This is a genomic window from Pseudomonas sp. NY5710, from assembly GCF_013305665.1.
Lineage (GTDB): Bacteria > Pseudomonadota > Gammaproteobacteria > Pseudomonadales > Pseudomonadaceae > Aquipseudomonas > Aquipseudomonas juntendi.
The window spans coordinates 3,741,394-3,763,673 of sequence record NZ_CP045554.1; the positions used below are offsets into that span (position 1 = coordinate 3,741,394).

Annotated in this window: 17 protein-coding genes and 6 tRNA genes; 6 read left to right on the plus strand and 17 right to left on the minus strand. The window is 62.7% G+C overall.

All coding sequences use genetic code 11. The annotated features are described in order from the left end of the window. Positions 1 to 64: 64 nt before the first annotated feature. The 6 genes from GEV39_RS17190 to leuC all read right to left on the minus strand — a co-directional run bounded on the left by GEV39_RS17190 (position 65) and on the right by leuC (position 6,576). Positions 65 to 1,069 (minus strand): aspartate-semialdehyde dehydrogenase, encoded by a 1,005-nt coding sequence (locus tag GEV39_RS17190; protein ID WP_173890668.1) that lies wholly within the window; start codon positions 1,067 to 1,069, stop codon positions 65 to 67. 207 nt (positions 1,070 to 1,276) lie between these two features. After that, complete coding sequence (gene asd / locus GEV39_RS17195; protein ID WP_173890670.1) at positions 1,277 to 2,389, minus strand: aspartate-semialdehyde dehydrogenase; 1,113 nt, start codon at positions 2,387 to 2,389, stop codon at positions 1,277 to 1,279. A gap of 63 nt (positions 2,390 to 2,452) precedes the next feature. Further along, complete coding sequence (gene leuB / locus GEV39_RS17200; protein WP_173890671.1) at positions 2,453 to 3,535, minus strand: 3-isopropylmalate dehydrogenase; 1,083 nt, start codon at positions 3,533 to 3,535, stop codon at positions 2,453 to 2,455. A 54-nt stretch (positions 3,536 to 3,589) separates the two neighbouring features. After that, the gene (locus tag GEV39_RS17205; RefSeq protein ID WP_009681663.1) at positions 3,590 to 4,354 is read right to left on the minus strand and encodes a class I SAM-dependent methyltransferase; all 765 of its coding nucleotides are present in this window, start codon (positions 4,352 to 4,354) and stop codon (positions 3,590 to 3,592) included. 147 nt (positions 4,355 to 4,501) lie between these two features. After that, positions 4,502 to 5,146 carry a 3-isopropylmalate dehydratase small subunit gene (gene leuD / locus GEV39_RS17210; protein WP_173890673.1) on the minus strand — a complete coding sequence of 215 codons (645 nt, stop codon included), beginning with the start codon at positions 5,144 to 5,146 and terminating at the stop codon, positions 4,502 to 4,504. Next, the gene (leuC, locus tag GEV39_RS17215; RefSeq protein WP_009681665.1) at positions 5,143 to 6,576 is read right to left on the minus strand and encodes a 3-isopropylmalate dehydratase large subunit; all 1,434 of its coding nucleotides are present in this window, start codon (positions 6,574 to 6,576) and stop codon (positions 5,143 to 5,145) included. The genes leuD and leuC overlap by 4 nt, the downstream gene beginning before the upstream one ends. Before the next feature lie 131 nt (positions 6,577 to 6,707). On the opposite strand from leuC, the gene GEV39_RS17220 reads away from it, so the two are divergent. Further along, the gene (locus GEV39_RS17220) at positions 6,708 to 7,586 is read left to right on the plus strand and encodes a LysR family transcriptional regulator (RefSeq protein ID WP_173890675.1); all 879 of its coding nucleotides are present in this window, start codon (positions 6,708 to 6,710) and stop codon (positions 7,584 to 7,586) included. Positions 7,587 to 7,648: 62 nt separating this feature from the next. Beyond that, a complete protein-coding gene (locus GEV39_RS17225) occupies positions 7,649 to 10,945 on the plus strand; it encodes a PAS domain S-box protein (RefSeq protein ID WP_173890677.1) in 3,297 nt (1,098 codons plus the stop codon). 249 nt (positions 10,946 to 11,194) lie between these two features. Here GEV39_RS17225 and GEV39_RS17230 read toward each other — a convergent pair whose 3' ends face one another. From GEV39_RS17230 to GEV39_RS17240, 3 genes are all read right to left on the minus strand, one after another. After that, the gene (locus tag GEV39_RS17230; RefSeq protein ID WP_029887105.1) at positions 11,195 to 11,638 is read right to left on the minus strand and encodes an Hsp20 family protein; all 444 of its coding nucleotides are present in this window, start codon (positions 11,636 to 11,638) and stop codon (positions 11,195 to 11,197) included. Between the two features lie 141 nt (positions 11,639 to 11,779). Then, positions 11,780 to 12,748 carry a tRNA dihydrouridine synthase gene (locus GEV39_RS17235; protein WP_173890679.1) on the minus strand — a complete coding sequence of 323 codons (969 nt, stop codon included), beginning with the start codon at positions 12,746 to 12,748 and terminating at the stop codon, positions 11,780 to 11,782. A 51-nt stretch (positions 12,749 to 12,799) separates the two neighbouring features. Beyond that, positions 12,800 to 13,234, minus strand: a complete 435-nt coding sequence (locus GEV39_RS17240; RefSeq protein ID WP_173890681.1) for an acyl-CoA thioesterase — start codon at positions 13,232 to 13,234, stop codon at positions 12,800 to 12,802. A gap of 48 nt (positions 13,235 to 13,282) precedes the next feature. On the opposite strand from GEV39_RS17240, the gene GEV39_RS17245 reads away from it, so the two are divergent. Next, positions 13,283 to 13,438 (plus strand): hypothetical protein, encoded by a 156-nt coding sequence (locus GEV39_RS17245; RefSeq protein WP_173890683.1) that lies wholly within the window; start codon positions 13,283 to 13,285, stop codon positions 13,436 to 13,438. A gap of 35 nt (positions 13,439 to 13,473) precedes the next feature. On the opposite strand, the gene GEV39_RS17250 is transcribed toward GEV39_RS17245, so the two are convergent. The 7 genes from GEV39_RS17250 to gltX all read right to left on the minus strand — a co-directional run bounded on the left by GEV39_RS17250 (position 13,474) and on the right by gltX (position 15,960). After that, positions 13,474 to 13,549 (minus strand) — tRNA-Glu (locus GEV39_RS17250). 42 nt (positions 13,550 to 13,591) lie between these two features. Beyond that, positions 13,592 to 13,667, minus strand: a tRNA-Ala gene (locus GEV39_RS17255). A gap of 61 nt (positions 13,668 to 13,728) precedes the next feature. Then, positions 13,729 to 13,804: transfer RNA gene (locus GEV39_RS17260), tRNA-Glu, on the minus strand. A gap of 42 nt (positions 13,805 to 13,846) precedes the next feature. Next, positions 13,847 to 13,922 (minus strand) — tRNA-Ala (locus GEV39_RS17265). Positions 13,923 to 13,974: 52 nt separating this feature from the next. Beyond that, positions 13,975 to 14,050, minus strand: a tRNA-Glu gene (locus tag GEV39_RS17270). A 72-nt stretch (positions 14,051 to 14,122) separates the two neighbouring features. Next, positions 14,123 to 14,198, minus strand: a tRNA-Ala gene (locus GEV39_RS17275). A 280-nt stretch (positions 14,199 to 14,478) separates the two neighbouring features. Beyond that, entirely contained in the window at positions 14,479 to 15,960 is a 1,482-nt protein-coding gene (gene gltX, locus GEV39_RS17280; protein WP_029887104.1) for a glutamate--tRNA ligase, read from the minus strand. Positions 15,961 to 16,104: 144 nt separating this feature from the next. On the opposite strand from gltX, the gene GEV39_RS17285 reads away from it, so the two are divergent. Together GEV39_RS17285 and GEV39_RS17290 are read left to right on the plus strand one after the other, a co-directional pair. After that, entirely contained in the window at positions 16,105 to 17,160 is a 1,056-nt protein-coding gene (locus GEV39_RS17285) for an HlyD family secretion protein (RefSeq protein ID WP_173890685.1), read from the plus strand. Further along, positions 17,150 to 18,700, plus strand: coding sequence for an MDR family MFS transporter (locus tag GEV39_RS17290; RefSeq protein ID WP_502707956.1), 1,551 nt, complete (start codon positions 17,150 to 17,152; stop codon positions 18,698 to 18,700). Before GEV39_RS17285 ends, GEV39_RS17290 begins: the two co-directional genes overlap by 11 nt. A 37-nt stretch (positions 18,701 to 18,737) precedes the next feature. Here GEV39_RS17290 and uvrB read toward each other — a convergent pair whose 3' ends face one another. Further along, a complete protein-coding gene (uvrB, locus tag GEV39_RS17295; RefSeq protein ID WP_009685051.1) occupies positions 18,738 to 20,753 on the minus strand; it encodes an excinuclease ABC subunit UvrB in 2,016 nt (671 codons plus the stop codon). A gap of 287 nt (positions 20,754 to 21,040) precedes the next feature. Here uvrB and GEV39_RS17300 point away from each other — a divergent pair, with 287 nt between their 5' ends. Next, a complete protein-coding gene (locus tag GEV39_RS17300; protein WP_029887102.1) occupies positions 21,041 to 22,237 on the plus strand; it encodes an amino acid aminotransferase in 1,197 nt (398 codons plus the stop codon). Positions 22,238 to 22,280: the final 43 nt, after the last annotated feature.

Sequence of the window (22,280 nt, forward strand, 5' to 3'; positions counted from 1 at the left end):
TCCCTTGTATGAATCGTCCCGAAACCTGCATGCGGAGCAGGACAAAAGTGCTCGCCAGTATCTTTTACAGCCTGTGTTTAATCAACAATTGCGCCACTTGCACAGCGTTGAGCGCGGCACCTTTGCGCACGTTGTCGGTAGTCAGCCAGAGGTTGAGCTGCTGCTGTTCATCAATACCGCGCCGTACACGACCAACATAGACCACGTCTTGCCCGACTGCGTCACCAACCGGGGTTGGATAGTCATCATTTTCCACCCGTTCGATGCTGTCGGCGGCCTCCAGAGCCTGGTTGACCGCGGCCAGATCGACCGGGTGACGGCTTTGCACGGCCACACTGAAGCTATCGCCGAAAAACACCGGGACTTGAATGCAGCTCACGGAAATCTTCAGCTCAGGCAGGCCGAGCAGCACACGCACCTCAGAGACCAGGCGGCGCTCCAGCGCGGTATGGCCCTGATCGTCGGCGGCACCGACCTGGGCCAACAGGTTGAACGCCACCTGCCGGTCGAAGAAGCGTGGCTCCAGCGGCCGAGCATTGAGCAGTTCGGCCGTCTGCCTGGCCAGTTCGCTGACGCCCTCGCGGCCTTGTGCCGAAACGGCCAGTGCAGCCATCACCTGGATACGCTCGATCTCCAGCAGGCCCTTGAGCGGCGCCAGGGCGACGGCCAAGGCGACAGCGGCCGAGCACGGGCTGACAATTCGCGCGGGCAGCGCCAGGCCGGCGATGCGCTCGGCGTTGGCCTCGGGCACCAGCGCCAGGGCCTCGTCCAGGTCACCGGACAGGTCGATCACCGTGCAACCGGCTTGCAGCGCCTTGCCGGCAAAGCTGCGGCTGACCGCAGCGCCAGTGGCGAAGAACGCCAGCTTCACCTGGCCGAAGTCGAAGCTGTCGACTTCGCGAACCTTCAGTTTCTTCCCGGCGAACATCACGCTGCTGCCGGCAGACTCCATGCTGGCGAGCAAGTGCAGGGTCGCCACGGGAAAATCCAGTTCTTCGAGGATCTGTACCAAGGCTTCACCGACGCTGCCGGTGGCGCCGACGACGGCGATGTCCAATGGGTGTGTCATGGTAGGGATCCTCTTGCAGAAAACGGCGGGGGCGGCACTTTACTCGGATTGCAGGGTTTTGTCTGTGACGGCTTTAGCTTGGTTGGGCCAGCTACGGTAGCAGACTGCTTGACGGGGCCAGCGGTGGTTCGCCGAGGCTGCAGCAGCTGGCGCCAAACAAAAAACCCGTGCTGTTGCCAGCACGGGTTTTCAGACGAACCAGAACGATCAACGCTCCAGCAGAATCCGCAGCATGCGGCGCAGTGGCTCGGCAGCGCCCCACAGCAGTTGGTCACCCACGGTGAACGCGCCCAGGTACTGCGAGCCCATGTTCAGCTTGCGCAGGCGGCCAACCGGAATGTTCAGGGTGCCGGTGACCTTGGTCGGCGACAACTCCTGCATGCTGATTTCACGCTGGTTAGGCACCAGTTTCACCCAAGGGTTGTGCTGGCTGATCATGCCTTCGATATCGGCAATCGGCACGTCCTTGTTCAGCTTGATGGTCAACGCCTGGCTGTGGCAACGCATGGCGCCGATGCGCACGCAGATACCGTCGACCGGAATCGGGCTCTTGAAGCGGCCGAGGATCTTGTTGGTCTCGGCCTGGGCCTTCCACTCTTCACGGCTTTGGCCGTTCGGCAGTTCCTTGTCGATCCACGGGATCAGGCTGCCAGCCAGCGGTACGCCGAAGTTCTCGGTCGGGTACGCTTCGCTGCGCATGGCCTCGGCGACCTTGCGGTCGATGTCGAGAATGGCGCTGGCCGGGTTGGCCAGGTCGTCGGCGACGGCCGCGTGGGTAGCACCCATCTGCTTGATCAGCTCACGCATGTTCTGCGCGCCGGCGCCCGAGGCTGCCTGGTAGGTCATGGCACTCATCCACTCGACCAGGCCAGCTTCGAACAGGCCACCCAGGCCCATCAGCATCAGGCTTACAGTGCAGTTGCCCCCGATGTAGTTCTTGGTACCGGCGTCCAGCTGCTGGTCGATGACCTTGCGGTTGACCGGGTCGAGGATGATGACCGCGTCGTCCTGCATGCGCAGGGACGAGGCGGCGTCGATCCAGTAACCCTGCCACCCGGCTTCACGCAGCTTGGGGAAGACCTCGTTGGTGTAGTCGCCGCCCTGGCAGGTCAGGATAACGTCGAGGGTCTTGAGTTCTTCAATCGAATAAGCGTCCTTGAGCGGCGCTGTATCCTTGCCCACGTTCGGGCCTTGGCCACCCACATTGGAGGTGGTGAAGAACACCGGCTCGATAAGGTCGAAGTCCTGCTCCTCCAGCATCCGCTGCATGAGCACGGAACCGACCATACCGCGCCAACCGATCAGACCTACACGTTTCATCGCAACTACACCTTTGCTAAAAGTGGGCCGCCACCAGGAATTTGGGGTGGCGGGCCAGAGAGATTACAGATTCCGCAGGGCTGCGACTACTGCGTCGCCCATTTCCTGCGTACCAACTTTGGTGCAGCCTTCCGAGAAGATGTCGCCCGTGCGCAGCCCCTGGTCCAGAACCAGGCTCACGGCCTTCTCGATCGCCTCGGCGGCGGCCGACTGATTGAAGCTGTAACGCAACATCATCGACACCGACAGAATGGTCGCCAGTGGGTTGGCGATACCCAGGCCGGCGATGTCGGGGGCCGAGCCGTGGCAAGGCTCGTACATGCCCTTGTTGTCGGCATCCAGGGAGGCCGAAGGCAGCATGCCGATGGACCCGGTCAGCATGGAAGCTTCATCCGACAGAATGTCACCAAACATGTTGTCGGTCACCATCACGTCGAACTGCTTGGGGGCGCGCACCAGTTGCATGGCGGCGTTGTCGACGTACATGTGGCTCAGTTCCACATCCGGGTAGTCCTTGGCCACGTCTTCGACCACTTCGCGCCACAGCTGGCTGGAAGCGAGCACGTTGGCCTTGTCCACCGAGCACAGCTTCTTGCCACGCACGCGGGCCATGTCGAAACCGACACGCGCGATGCGGCGCACTTCGCTTTCGCTGTACGGCAGGGTGTCGTAGGCCTGGCGTTCGCCACCTTCCAGCTCACGCTGGCCGCGTGGGGCGCCGAAGTAGATGCCGCCGGTCAGCTCACGAACGATGAGAATGTCCAGGCCGGAAACGATCTCGGGCTTGAGCGAAGACGCATCGGCCAGTTGCGGGTAGAGGATGGCCGGGCGCAGGTTGGCGAACAGGCCCAGTTGCGAACGGATTTTCAGCAGGCCGCGCTCCGGGCGGATATCACGCTCGATCTTGTCCCACTTCGGCCCGCCCACCGCGCCCAGCAAGACCGCGTCGGCCTTGCGCGCACGCTCCAGGGTTTCGTCGGCCAGGGGCACGCCATGCTTGTCGATGGCAGCGCCACCAATCACATCATGCGCCAGGCTGAAACCGAGCTGGAACTTGTCGTCGGCCAGCTCCAGCACCTTGACCGCTTCGGCCATGATTTCCGGCCCGATACCGTCACCTGGGAGAATCAGAATCTGCTTGCTCATGCTTTCCTCTATCCATTCACACGGCGCGGCCAAGCGGGCCCCACCGAAAAAAACTTATCGCTCTGCCCACAGCACCAGTACATCGCTGCTGAACGAGCCATCGCTGTCGATCTGATAATACTGCCGTACTTCTTCGCCCATGGCTTGCTGCAATTGGCGGATAGCCACGCGCATCGGCTCGGGGGTACGCATGCGCTCGACCCAGCTGGAAAACTCCAGGCGCAGCGGCTGGCGGGTGTGGCTACGCACGTGCAAACCGGCTTCGCTGACCTGGCGCTGCCATTCGGCGGCGGAATAATCGCGCACGTGGCTGGTGTCGCGCAGCACTTCTACCGTTTGCAGGTAGGTGTCGAGCAGCGGGCTGCCCGGTGACATCACGTCGATGAACGCCGCCACGCCGCCTGGCTTGAGCACCCGGCGCACTTCGCGCAAGGCCAGGCCCAGGTCGCTCCAGTGGTGGGCCGAGTAGCGGCTGAAAACGAAGTCGAACGATGCATCGGCGAACGGCAGGCGTTCGGCCGCGCCGCGTTCGGTGATGATATTGCCCAGGCCGCGCTCGGCAGCGGCGCTGGCGACCACATCGAGCATGGCCTGCGACAGGTCGTAGGCGACCACTTCGGCGACCAGCGGCGCGACGTGGAAGCTGACATGCCCGGCACCGCAGCCCAGGTCCAGCACACGGGCGGCGCCCTGCCCGGCCAGTTCGGCCTGGAGCAAGGCAAATTCACTGCCCTGGGCGTGCACAGCGCTGCTGAGGTAGGCACTGGCTTGTTCGCCGAACTGGCGTTGGACCACGTCGGTGTGTTGGCTGCTGGTCATGTCTTAATCCTTTATGGGTCTGGGTTGGCTCTACGGGCGCTATCGCCGGCAAGCCAGCGCCCACAGGAGCACCACAGCCTGAAAGTTGTGGGAACCCGGTGGGCGCTGGCTTGCCGGCGATGAGGCCAGCAAACCCGGCTACATCATTCAGGCATCCCGGAACAGCCAAGGCTGCGCAGCACGGTGCTTGCCCTCGAAGGCTTTGATCGCATCGCTGTCCTGCAGGGTCAGGCCGATATCGTCCAGGCCGTTGAGCAGGCAGTGCTTGCGGAAGACGTCGATCTCGAAGTGCAGCACCTTGCCGTCTGGGCGGGTCACTGCCTGGGCCTGCAAGTCGATGGTCAGCTGGTAGCCCGGGTTGGCTTCCACCTGCTTGAACAACTCGTCCACTTCCTCATCGCTGAGAATGATGGGCAGCAAGCCATTCTTGAAGCTGTTGTTGAAGAAGATGTCAGCGAAGCTCGGCGCAATGATGCTGCGCAAGCCATACTCGTCCAGCGCCCAAGGGGCGTGCTCGCGGCTGGAGCCGCAACCGAAGTTTTCCCGCGCCAGCAACACACTGGCACCTTGGTAGCGTGGGTAGTTGAGCACAAACTCCTGGTTGACCGGGCGCTTGCTGTTGTCCTGGTAAGGCTGGCCCACGTCCAGGTAACGCCACTCGTCGAACAGGTTCGGACCAAAGCCGGTGCGCTTGATCGACTTGAGGAACTGCTTGGGGATGATCTGGTCGGTGTCTACGTTGGCACGGTCCAACGGTGCGACGAGGCCAGTGTGCTGGGTAAAGGCTTTCATGCTGCGCTCCCTTGGATCAACTCGCGAACATCGATGAAATGACCGGCTACCGCGGCAGCGGCGGCCATGGCCGGGCTGACCAGGTGGGTACGCCCACCGGCGCCCTGACGGCCTTCGAAGTTGCGGTTGGAGGTGGAGGCGCAATGCTCGCCGCTCTCCAGGCGGTCCGGGTTCATCGCCAGGCACATCGAGCAGCCTGGTTCACGCCATTCGAAACCGGCTTCGAGGAAGATCTTGTCCAGGCCTTCACGTTCGGCCTGCGCTTTGACCAGGCCCGAACCCGGCACGACGATGGCTTGCTTGACGCTGGCGGCCACCTTGCGGCCCTTGGCGATTTCCGCCGCGGCACGCAGGTCTTCGATGCGCGAGTTGGTGCACGAGCCGATGAATACGCGGTCCAACTTGATGTCGGTGATGGCCTGGTTGGCCGTCAACCCCATGTACTTCAAGGCACGTTCGATCGAGCCACGCTTGACCAGGTCGGCTTCGGCGGCCGGGTCCGGTACGCGCTGGTCGACGGCCAGGACCATCTCGGGCGAAGTGCCCCAGCTGACTTGCGGCTTGATCTGGCTGGCATCCAGCTCGACCACGGTGTCGAACACCGCGTCGTCATCCGACACCAGGTCTTTCCACGCCTCGACCGCCTGCTTCCACTGCTCGCCCTTCGGCGCGTAGGGGCGCCCTTCGACGTAGGCAACGGTAGTGGCGTCGGTGGCCACCAGGCCCACGCGGGCACCGGCTTCGATGGACATGTTGCAGATGGTCATGCGGCCTTCCATCGACAGCGCACGAATGGCGCTGCCGGCGAATTCCATGGCGTGGCCGTTGCCACCGGCGGTGCCGATCTTGCCGATCACGGCCAGGACGATGTCCTTGGCGGTGACGCCGGCCGGCAGCTCGCCTTCCACCCGGACCAGCATGTTCTTCATTTTCTTGGCGACCAGGCACTGGGTGGCAAGCACGTGCTCGACCTCGGAGGTGCCGATACCGTGGGCAAGAGCCCCGAACGCGCCATGGGTCGAGGTGTGCGAGTCGCCGCAGACCACGGTCATGCCCGGCAAGGTGGCGCCTTGCTCCGGGCTGATGACGTGGACGATGCCCTGGCGCTCGTCGTTCATCTTGAATTCGACGATGCCGTATTCGTCGCAGTTCTCGTCGAGAGTCTGCACCTGCAGGCGCGACACCTGGTCGACGATGGCCTCGATACCGCCCTTGCGCTCTGGCGTGGTTGGCACGTTGTGGTCCGGCGTCGCGATGTTGGCGTCGATGCGCCACGGTTTGCGGTTGGCCAGGCGCAGGCCTTCGAAGGCCTGGGGCGATGTCACTTCGTGGATGATGTGGCGATCGATGTAGATCAAGGACGAGCCGTCATCACGGCGCTTGACCTCATGGGCTTCCCAGAGTTTGTCGTAGAGCGTTTTGCCAGCCATCAGACTGTTCCTCATCAGCGTCTTTCTGTGCCAAAAACCCCTTGGCTTGTATGGACGATGCTATGGGGTTAGATTGAATAACTCAAATTCATAATTTTTATGCTTTGGATAGCCAAAAGGAATACCAAACCATGGACCTGGCCAACCTTAGTGCCTTTATCGCTATTGCGGAAAGCGGCAGCTTTTCCGGGGCAGCGGAACGCCTGTTCCTGACCCAGCCCGCCATCAGCAAGCGCATCGCGGGCCTGGAGCAGCAGCTGGACGTACGCCTGTTCGACCGTTTGGGGCGTGAAGTGACGTTGACCGAGGCCGGGCGGGCACTGCTGCCCCGCGCTTACCAGATCCTCAACGTCCTCGATGATACCCGACGGGCGCTGACCAACCTGAACGGGGCAGTGAGTGGTCGGCTGACCCTGGCCACTAGCCACCATATCGGTCTGCACCGTCTGCCCCCGCTTTTACGGGCGTTCACCCGCGAATACCCAGCAGTAGCACTGGATATTCAGTTCATGGATTCAGAACAGGCCTACGACGAAATTCTTCATGGCCGCGCCGAAATTGCCGTGATCACCCTGGCGCCCGAACCGCACCACCTGGTCAAGGCGGTACCGGTATGGAACGACGCCCTGGATTTCGTCGCGGCGCCTGAGCACCCGCTGGCCAACAACCAGGCAGTGAGCCTGGCCGATGTCGCCCGCCACCCGGCGGTGTTCCCCGGTGGCAACACGTTTACCCACCATATCGTCCAGCGCCTGTTCGAAAGCCAGGGCCTGACGCCGAACATCGCCATGAGCACCAACTACTTGGAAACCATCAAGATGATGGTATCGATCGGCCTGGCCTGGAGCGTGCTGCCGCGCACCATGCTCGATGAACAGGTTGCACCCATCGCCTTGCCCGGCATACAGCTGTCGCGCCAGCTAGGCTACATTTTGCACACGGAGCGTACGCTGTCGAACGCGGCCAGGGCGTTCATGGCGTTGCTCGACAGCCACGCGGGGTCCGCCTGACCGGCCGTCAGCCCGGCATTTCCAACTCCAAGGACGCGTCTTACGCCAAAGGTCTGGTACCGATGCCCAAATCAGTGAACCGCTTTTTGCGCCTGCCGCGAATACCTGCGGCCGACCCGCAGGAATCCGAGCAGGCCTGGCAGAACGCCCCACAATTGCTGGCCGCGCTCAACGGCGCTCGCCTGGGTGCCTGGCTATGGGATATCGAAAGCGGCCGGGTCAGCTGGTCACGCGGCACCCAGGCGCTGTTCGGCTTCGACCCCCAGCGCCCGCTGCCCGCCGATGCCGATTACCTCGACCTGCTGCCCGAAGAGGACCGCGCCCGTACCCGCCAGGTGTTCCAGGCGATTTTCAACGGCGAGCCGGTGGAACGCGCCATGCGCCACCGCATCCGCTGGCCGGACGGCAGCCTGCACTGGCTGGAGATCAACGGCAGCCTGACCCACGACCAGCATGGCCGGCCACAGATGATCGGGGTGGTACGTGAAATCACCCGCCAGCGCGAACGGGAAGCGGCATTGATCAACTCGGAGAAGCGCTTCGCCACGCTGTTCCACCTCAGCCCCAACGCCATTTTGCTCTCCCGCCGCCACGACGGCATGATCTTCGAGGTCAACCAGCATTTCGAAGACATGTTCGGCTGGCCTGGCAGCCAGGTCATCGGCAAGACCAGCCTGGAGCTGGGCTTGTGGGTCAACCCCGAGCAGCGTCAGCAGGTAATCGAATCGACCCGTGCCAACGGCGACCCGCAGATCATGGAGGTCCAGTTCCGGGCCATCAGCGGCAAGGTGCACGACGGCATTCTCTGTACCCAGGGTATCGAACTGGAAGGCGTGACCTTCCTGATCAGCACCTTCGTCGATACCAGCGAGCGCAAGCGCGCCGAGCAGGCCCTGAAAGACAGCCAGGAGCGCCTGGACCTGGCCCTGGACTCGGCGCAGCTGGGCACCTGGGACTGGCATATCCCCAGCGGCATGCTCTATGGCTCGGCCCGCGCCGCGCAGTTGCACGGCCTGCCGCCGACTCCTTTCCACGAGTCGTTCGACGCCTTCTTCGAGGGTGTACCGGAACAAGAGCGCAACTCGATGCGCCAGGCCTACCGAAGCCTGCGCGAAGGCCCTGCCGGCAACTACCAGATCACCTACCGGGTGCAGCTGGAAAACGGCGTTTCGCGCTACATCGAGAGCCGCGCCCGGCTTTACCGGGACGACCAGGGCAACCCGCTGCGCATGGCCGGCACGCTGCTCGACATTACCGACCAGGTCGAACGCGAGCAGCGCCTGAGCGCCTCCGAGGAGAAGTTCGCCAGCCTGTTCCAGGTCAGCCCTGACCCCATCTGCGTTACCCGCCAGGACACTGGCCAGTTCATCGAGATCAACCCGGCCTTCACCCAGAACTTCGGCTGGAGCAGCGAGCAAGTGCTTGGCCGCACTGCCGAGGAGATCGGCTTGTGGGCCGAATCCATCGAGCGTGCGCAACGGATCGAACGGGTGATCCGCGAACAGGCGCTGAGCAATGTCGCCGTGGTCGTCAACCATCGCAGTGGGGCGCCCCTGACGTGCGTGATCTCCAGCCGCCTGATTACTGTCGACGACCAGCCCTGCAGCGTGACCACCCTGCGCGACATCACCCAACAGCAACGCGCCGAAGCGGCCCTGAAATCCAGCGAGGAAAAGTTCGCCAAGGCCTTCCACTCCAGCCCTGACGCCATCACCATCACCGAATACAACAGTGGCCGCTACCTGGAAGTCAACGATGGCTTCTGTCGCCTGACCGGCTACAGCGCTGCGCAGGTGGTGGGCAAGACAGTCTACGAAATCGGCATCTGGGCCGATGACAAGCAACGCGGCGCCTTGCTCGCCGAGCTACGCGAGCGCGGCCGGGTTCATCACCGCGAGATGCTTGGGCGCAACAAGCGCGGCGATATCCTGACCGTGGAGGTGTCGGTCGAGCGGATCACCCTCAATGAAGTGGACTGCCTGTTGCTGACCGCCCGCGACGTCAGCCAGCTGAAGAACGCCCAGGCGCAGATCCGGCACCTGGCCTACCACGACCCGCTGACCAACCTGCCCAACCGCGCGCTGCTGATGGACCGCCTCAGCCAGCAGATCGCCCTGCTCAAGCGCCATAACCTGCGCGGGGCGCTGCTGTTCCTCGACCTTGACCACTTCAAGCACATCAACGACTCGCTGGGCCACCCGGTGGGCGACGCGGTGCTGAAGATCATTACCGCGCGCCTGGAAGCCAGCGTGCGCCTGGAAGACACCGTGGCGCGCCTGGGCGGCGACGAGTTCGTGGTGCTGCTCAGTGGCCTGGAGGGCAGCCGGGAAGTGGTGGAAGCACAAGTGCGCGAACTGGCCGACACACTGCGCGAGCTGCTGGCCGAGCCCATGTCGCTGGATGGCCAGCGCCTGCAGGTCACGCCAAGCATCGGCGTGGCGCTGATCCCCGACCATGGCGCCACGCCGGCCGACCTGCTCAAACGCGCGGACATCGCCCTGTACCGGGCCAAGGATTCCGGGCGCAACACCACCCAGCTGTTCCACACCACCATGCAAAAGGCCGCCAGCGAACGCCTGCGCATGGAGAACGACCTGCGCCTGGCCCTGGCCCGCGGCGAACTGGCGTTGCACTTCCAACCGCAGGTGGATGCCCGTGACAACCGCATCGTCGGTGCCGAGGTGCTGCTGCGCTGGCACCACCCGCAACTTGGCCAGCAGCCACCCGCGCAGTTCATCCAGGTACTGGAGGAAAGCGGGCTGATTCTGGAAGTGGGGAGCTGGATCCTGGACGAGGCCTGCGACGCCTGCGCGCGCATGCTGACGGACGGCCTGATCGACGCCGACGACTTCAGCCTGTGCGTGAACATCAGCCCGCGGCAGTTCCGCCAGGCCGACTTCGTGGGGCGGGTACTGCGCAGCCTCGACGACTACCGCCTGCCACGCAAGATGCTGAAGCTGGAAATCACCGAAGGCATCGTCATCCAGAACCTGGAAGACACCATCAGCAAGATGCGCGAGCTCAAGCGCTACGGGGTGAGTTTCGCCATGGATGACTTCGGCACGGGCTACTCATCACTGACGTACCTGAAGCGCTTGCCGGTCGATGCGCTGAAGATCGACCAGAGCTTCGTGCGCGATGCGACTGTCGACCCGAACGATGCCGAGATCGTCCGTGCCATCGTCGCCATGGCCCGCAGCCTGGACCTGGCGGTGATTGCCGAAGGGGTCGAGCTCACAGAGCAGCTGGAGTTTCTGGAGCAGCTGGGGTGCTACCTGTACCAGGGCTACCTGCATAGCCGGCCGTTGCCGTTGGCGGAGTTCCGGCAGATGTTGCTGGAAGCACCCGCGGATTACTGACTGGAACGCCGGTGTCGCCGTTTGCGCAGGGCCAGGCAAAAAAAGGGCACCCGAAGGTTAATGCCAGTCAGTTAAGTAATTTGTGGCCGCTTTGCGACCCTTCGCGGGCACGCCCGCTCCCACAGGGGATAGCGCATTTCTTGAGTTCAGCGCTAAACCTGTGGGAGCGGGGGTGCCCGCGAAGGGCTGCAAAGCAGCCCCAGTTACGCAGGCATTAACCCAAAGGTGCCCTTGTTTACAACGACCCCATCAATTCAGCGCTGGCTTGTCGCCGTTGATCGGGATGCGCTTGGCCTTGGCTTCTTCAGGCACGATGCGCAGCAGGTCGATGCTGAGCAGACCATTGGCCAGGCCGGCAGCCTTGACTTCAATGTGGTCGGCCAAGCGGAACGACAGCTTGAAGGCGCGCTGCGCGATACCCTGGTGCAGGTAGGTCACTTCAGCATCACCATTGTCACGCTTGCCACCGGTGACGGTCAGGACGCCCTTTTCGACCTGCAGGTCGAGGTCCTGCTCCTGGAAACCGGCTGCGGCAACCACGATACGGTATTGGTCATCGCCATGCTTTTCCACGTTGTAGGGCGGGTAGCTGCTACCAGCCTCATTACGGGCCGCAGATTCGAACAGGTCATTGAAGCGGTCGAAGCCAACGGAATGACGGAACAGTGGAGCAAGAGAGAAAGCGGTAGTCATGGTCATAAACTCCTGAGTATCAGCAAGTAAGTCATTGCGCGACCCGAATTCGGCATCGCGTACTCAATAGATAGGGCCGAGACAACGGCTTTCAAGGGGGTAAATTGAAAAATCTGCAGAGGTGAACAGACCGATGGCCGATCAGGCAACACAGGCCTCGGCCACCGCATCACAGCCCAGCAACCGGCTGATGCGCGCACAGTCATCCTCGCGGCGCAACTCGGCAAACAGCAGCACCGCCTCCGGGTAGCTACGGGTCAGCATGGCCAGCCACTGCTTCAGTCGGCCGGGCGCATAACGCGGTGACAGCTTGGCCTGGGCCTGGCGCCAGAACTCGCGCAGCAGCGGCTGCAGGTCCTGCCAGCCCAGCGGCTGGTAATCACGCCCATCCCGCGCCGCGGCTATCTGCAGGCCAAGGTCAGGGCGCGAAACCAGCCCACGGCCAAGCATGATGTCCTCAGCACCACTGACCTCACGGCAACGCCGCCAGTCGTCCACGGTCCAAATCTCGCCATTGGCAAACACGGGCACCTTGACCACGTCCTGCACCCGCGCCACCCACTCCCAATGGGCGGGTGGCTTGTAGCCCTCGACCTTGGTCCGCGCATGCACCACGAGGTGCGCCGAGCCGCCATCAGCCAGCGCCATGGCACAATCCAGCGCGCCGGCCGGGCTATCGAAGCCCAGGCGCATCTTCGCGGTTACCGGGATATGCGCAGGCACCGCGCGGCGCACGGCATGCACGATGGCATGGAGCAACTCCGGCTCCTTGAGCAGCACGGCGCCACCGCGGGACTTGTTCACTGTCTTGGCCGGGCAGCCAAAGTTCAGGTCGATGACCGGCGCGCCCAGTTCACAGGCCAGTGCGGCGTTTTCCGCCAGGCATAGCGGGTCCGACCCCAGCAATTGCACGCGCATGGGCACCCCGGCAGCCGTCAGCGCCCCCTGGCGCAGCTCGGGCGCCAGCTTGTGGAACGACGCCGGCGGCAACAGGCGGTCGCACACCCGAATGAACTCGGTGACGCACCAATCTATACCGCCCACACGGGTCAGCACGTCGCGCAGGATGTTGTCGACCAGCCCCTCCATGGGGGCCAGAGCAATTTGCATGTCGGGGTCTCGGCGGAAAAAGGCGGCAGTCTAACAAAAAAACCCGGCGTTTCAGGCACCGATCAGCGCCGGCCCATAACCGTCGAGAAATTCTGCCGGCATGCGCCTGGGCTTGCCGCTGGAAAGCTCGATGCAGGCGAAGGTGGTCTGCGCTCGCAACAGGGTCACACCGTCACGCGGGCGTTGGAGTTGGAAACGCCGGGTCATGCGCAGGCGCTGATCCCAGTCGATGATCCAGGTGGCCAGTTGCAATTCGTCGTCTTCGTAGGCGGCCGCCAGGTAATCGATTTCGTGGCGCACCACAGCCATTGCACGGTCCAGCCGGCGATACGCGGCAAGGTCCAGGCCCAGGCGCTGGGAGTGACGCCAGGCACAGCGCTCCAGCCAGGTGACGTAGACGACATTGTTGGCGTGGCCGAGGCCATCGATGTCCTCGCTGCCGACGCGCAGGTCGATGACGAAGGGTGTTGGCAGGTCCCAACTCATGTTCGCTTCCTTGGCGCAAAAGCCGATTTAGCAGCGCCGAGCGGGTCAATGTCCAGCGACATCGCCATGCTCCAGGGCCAAAGCACCCTGCGCAGCCTGCAGAATGCGTTCGCCAGGCAAAAGCCATGGCCCTATTCCAGAGCAGGTATGACAGGGAAAACGGGGGAAGGGAAAAAACAAAAGGCTCATTCAATAATCGAATGAGCCTTCAAAGTCCCGCAAAACGCGGGTAAAAAAATTGGCGTCCCCTAGGGGACTCGAACCCCTGTTACCGCCGTGAAAGGGCGGTGTCCTAGGCCACTAGACGAAGGGGACATAACCTTCGCAAAGATTCATTTGCATGAACCCTGGCATAAATGGTGGAGCTAAGCGGGATCGAACCGCTGACCTCCTGCATGCCATGCAGGCGCTCTCCCAGCTGAGCTATAGCCCCGAAACAAAAGGCTCATCAATAATCGACGAGCCTTTTTAAGCCCTGCAAAACGCAGGAAAAGTGGCGTCCCCTAGGGGACTCGAACCCCTGTTACCGCCGTGAAAGGGCGGTGTCCTAGGCCACTAGACGAAGGGGACATAACCTTCGCAAAGATTCATTTGCATGAACCCTGGCAGAATTGGTGGAGCTAAGCGGGATCGAACCGCTGACCTCCTGCATGCCATGCAGGCGCTCTCCCAGCTGAGCTATAGCCCCGGATTTTTAGCCTCGCGGCCCAGCGACATCTACAACATCGCTTGTGCAAAACTGGCGTCCCCTAGGGGACTCGAACCCCTGTTACCGCCGTGAAAGGGCGGTGTCCTAGGCCACTAGACGAAGGGGACGAACCTTCTTACCTTCAAGACCCGGTTGCTGGACCCGGTCTTGCTTACCAGCCTGGGCTGTTAAGCGGAATTTGGTGGAGCTAAGCGGGATCGAACCGCTGACCTCCTGCATGCCATGCAGGCGCTCTCCCAGCTGAGCTATAGCCCCACAATGTCGCTTTGAACCGAACCGCTGACTGGGTGCCTGGCGCTTCGTTTACGTTCATCGCTGTGGACGGGGCGCATATTAAGATCGGATTGCAGGGCTGTCAAACGAATTTTCAAAAATAACCAAAAATTTTTTCACAGATAACAATCACTTACCGCCCTACCCCGGTTTTTGGGCTTCAGCTGGGCCTGTGGGAGCGGGCGTGCCCGCGAATGCGATCGTAGATCAAACACCGCATTCGCGGGCGCGCCCGCTCCCACAGGTTAGGTGTAGTATTGAATCAGGCGATGGAAGCCAGCAGCTTTTCCCACTCTTTGTTTTCCTTCTTCGACACACCACCCAGCAGGTCCAGGGCCTGGCGCAGGCGGTAGCGGGTCAGGTCCGGGCCAAGGATTTCCATGGCGTCCAGCACCGATACCGAGCTGGCCTGGCCGGTGATGGCCGCGAACATCAGCGGCATGGCATCGCGCAGCTTGAGCTCCAGGGCCTCGACCACAGCCTGGATACAGCCGGTGATACGTTCTTTTTCCCACTGGCGCAGGCTTTCGAGCTTCCACAGGATCAGCTGGATGACCTGGCGCACCTGGTCGGCCGACAACTTCTTGCTTTCGAACAGCTTGGCGTCCAGCTTCAACGCGCCTTCGAAGAAGAAACCGCCCAGCGGGGCGACCTGGCTGAAGGTTTCCACCCGGCCCTGCACATGCGGGGCGATCTTCATCATGTAGTCGCTGTTGAACGCCCACTTCTGCAGGCGCGCCGCGAACTCCTCGACCGGCAGCTCGCGCAGCCACTGGCCGTTGAGCCAGGACAGCTTCTCGATATCGAAGATCGGGCCGCCCAGCGAGATGCGCGACAGGTCGAAGTGCTCGACCATCTCGGCCAGCGAGAACTTCTCGCGCTCGTCTGGCATCGACCAGCCCATGCGGCCCAGGTAGTTGAGCATGGCTTCCGGCATGAAGCCCATGCGCTCGTAGAAGGTGACCGACGTCGGGTTCTTGCGCTTGGACAACTTGGACTTGTCGGGGTTACGCAGCAGCGGCATGTAGCACAGCTTGGGCTGCTCCCAGCCGAAATACTCGTACAGCTTGATCAGCTTGGGTGCCGATGGCAGCCATTCTTCGCCGCGCAGCACGTGGGTGATGCCCATCAGGTGGTCGTCCACCACATTGGCCAGGAAGTACGTGGGCAGGCCGTCGTTCTTCATCAGCACCTGCATGTCCATGCGATCCCACGGGATTTCGACATCGCCACGCAGCATGTCCGGCACCACGCACACGCCTTCGCTTGGCACCTTCATGCGGATGACGTGCGGCTCGCCAGCGGCCAGGCGGCGCTGCACTTCCTCGTCGCTCAGCAGCAAGGCACGGCCGTCATAGCGCGGGGTTTCGCCGCGGGCTTGCTGTTCGGCACGCATCTGTTCCAGCTCTTCGGCGGTGCAGAAGCAGTAGAAAGCGTGGCCGGCGTCGACCAGTTGCTTGGCGTACTGGGCGTAGATCTCGCCACGCTCGCTCTGCCGGTAAGGGCCGTGCGGGCCGCCAACGTCCGGACCTTCGTTCCATTCGATGCCGAGCCAGCGCAGGGCATCGAAGATCTGCTGTTCCGACTCGCGCGTGGAGCGCAACTGGTCGGTGTCTTCGATGCGCAGGATGAACTCACCGCCGTGCTGCTTGGCGAAGCAGTAGTTGAACAGGGCGATGTAGGCAGTGCCAACATGAGGGTCGCCGGTAGGCGATGGCGCGATACGCGTGCGTACGGTGGTCATGGAGAGTCTCGAACGAAAGATGAAACAAAGGCGGGATGTTAGCAGGTGGCGGGCACCGGGCTCCAGCAATGGCGCGAACGTCACTTGCCGACTGGCCATCTGCCGCTGTTAAATTTATTTACATTTCTGCAACGACAATCCCCCATGCCTGCCCAACTCAAACGCCGCCTGGCGATATTTTTCACCCTGGTGGCCATCATTGCCCTGGCTTTCCTGGCCCACTGGTATTTCAAAGGGCGCTTCTACGAAAGCACCGACAACGCCTACGTACAGGGCGAGATCACCCGTGTCTCCAGCCAGTTGGGCGCGCGCATCGACAGCGTGCCGGTCGAAGACAACCAGCATGTCAACCAGGGCGACCTGCTGGTGCGCCTGGATGCGGCCGATTTCGAGCTGGCCCTTGAGCGCGCCCGTGCGGCACTGGCCACCCGCGAAGCCGAGTACGCCCAGGCGCAAAGCCGCCTTACCCAGCAAAGCAGCCTGATTGCCGCCGGCCAGGCCCAGGTGGCCGCCAACAAGGCCGCGTTCGACCGCTCGCGGCTGGACCTGAGCCGCGCCGAGAAACTGCGCAAGCCAGGGTTTGTGTCGGAAGAACGCGTCACCACCCTGTCGGCCGACAGCCACGTTGCCGGGTCGCAAGTGGACAAGGCCCGTGCCGACCTGCAAAGCCAGCGCCAGCAGGTCAGCGCACTGAATGCCGACCTCAAGCGCCTTGATGCGCAGATCGCCAATGCCCGCGCCGACCTGGCCCAGGCCGAGTTGAACCTCACCCGCTGCGAGATCCGCGCGCCCATCAGCGGCACCATCGGCCAGCGCAGTGCCCGCAATGGCCAGGTGGTGCAGGCCGGGGCTTACTTGCTGTCGATCGTGCCTGACGAAGACATCTGGGTGCAGGCCAACTTCAAGGAAACCCAGATTGGGCATATGCAGCCAGGCCAGCGCGCCGAACTACTGTTCGACAGCTACCCCGATACGCCGATCGAAGGCCGGGTCGACAGCCTGTTCGCAGCCTCGGGGGCGCAATTCAGCCTGCTGCCACCGGACAACGCCACCGGCAACTTCACCAAGGTGGTCCAGCGCATCCCGGTAAAACTCACCTTCCGCGCCGACAACCCTCTGCACGGGCGTATTCGCCCGGGCATGTCGGTCACTGCCACCGTGGATCTGCGCAACGAAGACGAAGGCCACGATGGCCGCTGAACAACTGCTGCGCCCGACAGGGGAGCCCAGCCGCCGCGACTGGATCGCCGTGATGAGCGTGATGCTCGGCGCCTTCATGGCGGTGCTGGACATCCAGATCACCAACTCTTCGCTCAAGGACATCCAGGGCGCGCTGTCGGCCACCCTGGAAGAAGGTTCGTGGATCTCCACCTCGTACCTGGTCGCGGAAATCATCATGATCCCGCTGACGGCCTGGCTGGTGCAACTGCTGTCGGCGCGGCGCCTGGCGGTGTGGGTTTCGGCCGGGTTCCTGCTGTCTTCGTTACTGTGCTCGATGGCCTGGAACCTGGAAAGCATGATCCTGTTCCGCGCCCTGCAAGGCTTTACCGGCGGCGCGCTGATACCGCTGGCATTCACCCTGACCTTGACCAAACTGCCGGAGCACCACCGCGCCAAGGGCATGGCCATGTTCGCCATGACCGCCACCTTCGCGCCTTCGATCGGCCCCACCCTGGGCGGCTGGCTGACCGAGAACTGGGGTTGGGAATACATCTTCTATATCAACATTCCGCCGGGCCTGGTGATGATCGCTGGCCTGCTGTACGGGCTGGAGAAAAAGGAGGCGCACTGGGACCTGCTGAAAAGCACCGACTATGGCGGCATCCTCACACTCGGCCTGAGCCTGGGCTGCCTGCAGGTATTTCTCGAAGAAGGCCACCGCAAGGACTGGCTGGAATCGCACTTGATCGTAGCCCTGGGCAGCGTCGCCTTGATCAGCCTCATCACCTTCGTCATCCTGCAGTTTTCCAGGCCGCACCCACTGATCAACCTGCGCATCCTCGGCAACCGCAACTTCGGCCTGTCGAGCATCGCCAGCCTGGGCATGGGCGTCGGGTTGTATGGCTCGATCTACCTGCTGCCGCTGTACCTGACCCAGGTGCAGGGCTACAACGCCCTGCAGATTGGCGAAGTGATCATGTGGATGGGTATTCCGCAGTTGTTCCTGATTCCGCTGGTGCCGCAGCTGATGAAGGTGGTATCACCCAAGGTGCTGTGTGCGCTGGGCTTCTGCCTGTTCGGCGCTGCCAGTTTCGGCTCGGGGGTACTGAACCCTGACTTTGCCGGGCCGCAGTTCAACCATGTGCAGATCATTCGCGCACTTGGCCAGCCAATGATCATGGTCACCATCTCGCTGATCGCCACCGCCTATATTCAGCCGCAGGACGCAGGGTCTGCGTCGAGCCTGTTCAATATCCTGCGCAACCTCGGCGGCGCCATTGGCATTGCCTTGCTGGCAACACTGCTGGACGCGCGGACCAAGGTGTATTTCGATTACCTGCGTGAGGCCGTGGTGCCCACCAACCCCCAAGTGGCCGAGCGCCTGGCGCAACTGACGGAGCGCCTGGGGAGTGACAATGCAGCGCTGGGCAAGCTGAGCGAGATCACCCACCAGCAGGCGCTGATCATGGCTTACAACGACGCCTTCCACTTCGTCGGGATTGGTTTGGCGGTAAGCATGGTGGCGGTGCTGCTGACGCGCAAATTGCCCCAGGGCTTGAAAGCTGGCGAGGCCCATTGAGCTTGTTGCGATGCACCCACAGGGCCGGCGCCAGCCTTCAGCTGGTGATCAACCGCTCACGCAGCTTGGTGATCTCGTCACGCAACTGCGCCGCGGCTTCGAATTCCAGATCGCGGGCGAACTGCATCATTTTCTCTTCCAACTGCTTGATACGCTTGGTGATCTCCCCAGGCGTGCGCAGTTCGGCCTCGTAACGGGCGCTCTCCTCCGCGGCCTTGGCCATGCCCTTGCGCTTCTTGCTGCGCGCACCCGGTACGGTGGCGCCCTCCATGATGTCGGTAATGTCCTTGATCACGCCCTTGGGCACGATGCCGTTGGCTTCGTTGAAGGCGATCTGCTTCTCGCGGCGGCGCTCGGTTTCATCGATCGCCCGCTGCATCGAGCCGGTGATGTTGTCGGCGTACAGGATGGCCCGGCCATTGAGGTTACGCGCCGCACGGCCAATGGTCTGGATCAGCGACCGCTCCGAGCGCAGGAAGCCTTCCTTGTCGGCATCGAGGATCGCCACCAGGGACACCTCGGGCATGTCCAGGCCCTCACGCAGCAGGTTGATCCCCACCAGCACGTCGAAGGTACCCAGGCGCAAGTCACGGATGATCTCTACCCGCTCCACCGTGTCGATGTCCGAGTGCAGGTAGCGCACCCGCACATCGTGATCGGCCAGGTAGTCGCTGAGGTCCTCGGCCATACGCTTGGTCAAGGTGGTGGCCAGCACCCGTTCGCCGGCAGCCACCCGCTTGCGGATCTCCGACAGCAGGTCGTCGACCTGGGTCAGCGCCGGGCGAATCTCGACCTGCGGGTCGACCAGCCCGGTGGGGCGCACCACCTGCTCCACCACCCGCCCGGCATGCTCGGCCTCGTAAGGCCCCGGGGTGGCGGAAACGAAGATGGTCTGTGGGCTGACACTCTCCCATTCATCGAAGCGCATGGGCCGGTTGTCCAGTGCCGACGGCAGGCGGAAGCCATACTCGACCAGGGTTTCCTTGCGCGAACGGTCGCCTTTGTACATGGCCCCCACCTGCGGCACGCTGACGTGGGATTCGTCGATCACCAGCAGCGCATCGGGCGGCAGGTAGTCGTACAGCGTTGGCGGCGGTGCACCCGCCGGGCGGCCAGACAGGTAACGCGAGTAGTTTTCGATGCCATTGCAGTAGCCCAGCTCCAGGATCATCTCCAGGTCGAACCGGGTGCGCTGCTCCAGGCGCTGGGCTTCGACCAGCTTGTTGGCCTTGTGCAGGTACTCCAGGCGGTCCTTGAGCTCTGCCTTGATGCCCTCCACGGCATCCAGCAGGGTTTCCCGCGGGGTGACATAGTGGCTTTTGGGGTAGAAGGTGAACCGCGGCAGCTTGCGGAAGACCTCGCCGGTCAGCGGGTCGAACGCCGCGATGTTCTCCACCTCGTCATCGAACAGCTCGACGCGGATGGCCTCCAGGTCCGATTCCGCCGGGAAAATGTCGATCACATCCCCCCTTACCCGGAATGTAGCGCGGGCGAAGTCCATCTCGTTGCGGGTATACTGCAGGTCGGCCAGGCGGCGCAACAGTGCGCGCTGGTCGAGCTTGTCGCCGCGGTCCACGTGCAGGACCATTTTCAGGTAGGTCTCGGGGCTGCCCAGGCCGTAGATGCACGACACGGTGGTGACGATGATCGCATCGCGGCGCTCCAGCAGCGCCTTGGTCGCCGAGAGACGCATCTGCTCGATATGGTCGTTGATCGATGCATCCTTCTCGATGAAGGTGTCCGACGACGGTACATAGGCTTCCGGCTGGTAATAGTCGTAGTAGGAGACGAAGTACTCCACCGCGTTATTGGGGAAAAACGCCTTGAACTCACCGTACAGCTGCGCGGCCAGGGTCTTGTTCGGCGCCAGCACCAGGGTCGGGCGCTGGACCTGCTGGATCACGTTGGCAATGCTGAACGTCTTGCCCGAACCGGTCACCCCCAGCAGCGTCTGGTGCGACAGCCCGGCCTCGATGCCCTCGACCATCTGACGGATCGCCTCGGGCTGGTCGCCGGCAGGCTGGAAACGGGTAACGAGCTGGAACTCGGACATGACGGACCTCGCGGTGCTGCAGCAACTGTAAATTTAGCCAGTAGTCTATACCCAAATGCGCCCGCAAGGGGCGGCTTTCAAGGCACAGCCACAACCAGGTATTACGGTTGACCGGGCAATCAGACCGATGGTCAAAAAATATTTGCGCAAATACCCGGAAAAGCCGCGCCAGAGTGTCGCGGTCACCGGTCGGTATCACTATACTGACTCCCCGTTTGTGCACCGCTTCAGTGCATTCGGCTGGAGCGTGTACGCCCTATCACTCTCCAATCAGAGCCGAAGTAACAATGAGCCTGTTTTCCGCTGTCGAGCTGGCACCCCGCGACCCTATCCTGGGCCTCAACGAAGCATTCAACGCCGACCCACGTACCGACAAGGTCAACCTGGGTGTTGGCGTGTATTGCAATGAGGAAGGCCGCATTCCGCTGCTGCGCGCCGTGATCGAAGCCGAGACCCAGCGTGCAGCCCAGCATGCCTCGCGCGGCTACCTGCCGATCGATGGTATCGCCACCTACGACCAGGCCGTGCAAAAGCTGCTGTTCGGTGCCGAATCGCCACTGCTGGCCGCCGGCCGCGTGGTCACCGTGCAGGCCGTCGGTGGTACTGGCGCACTGAAAATCGGTGCCGACTTCCTCAAGCGGATCTCGCCAAACGCCGTGGTGGCCATCAGCGACCCGAGCTGGGAAAACCACCGCGCCCTGTTCGAGTCGGCCGGTTTCCCGGTGCAGACCTACCGCTACTACGACGCCCCGAGCAACGACGTCAACCGCGCCGGCATGCTAGAAGACCTCAACGCCCTGCCCTCTGGCTCGATCGTGGTGCTGCACGCCTGCTGCCACAACCCGACGGGCGTCGACCTGAGCCTGGACGACTGGAAAAACGTGCTGGAAGTGGTCAAGGCCAAAGGCCACGTGCCGTTCCTCGACATGGCCTACCAAGGCTTTGGCGACGGCATTGCCGAAGACGCCTTCGCGGTCCGCCTGTTCGCTGAGTCGGGCCTGGAGTTCTTCGTATCCAGCTCGTTCTCCAAGTCGTTCTCGCTGTACGGCGAGCGCGTGGGTGCGCTGTCGGTGGTTACCGCCTCCAAAGACGAAAGCACCCGCGTGCTGTCGCAGGTCAAGCGCGTGATCCGCACCACCTATTCCAACCCGCCCACCCACGGCGCAACCATCGTCGCTACCGTGCTGAACAGCGCCGAGCTGCGCCAGATGTGGGAAACCGAACTGGCCGAAATGCGCGAACGTATCCACGGTATGCGCAAGCAGATGGTCGCGCTGTTGGCCGAATACGGTGCCAACCGCGATTTCAGCTTCGTCGGTCGCCAGGTCGGCATGTTCTCCTACTCGGGCCTGAGCGTAGAGCAGGTGGCCCGGTTGAAGAACGACTTTGGCATCTACGCGCTGGACACTGGCCGCATCGCTGTGGCTGCGCTGAACCAGAGCAACATCCATGTCGTCACCAAAGCGATCGTGCAAGTGCTGTAACTGCTTGATTTGCCAGGGGGTGGCTTGACTTCCCCCTGGCGAT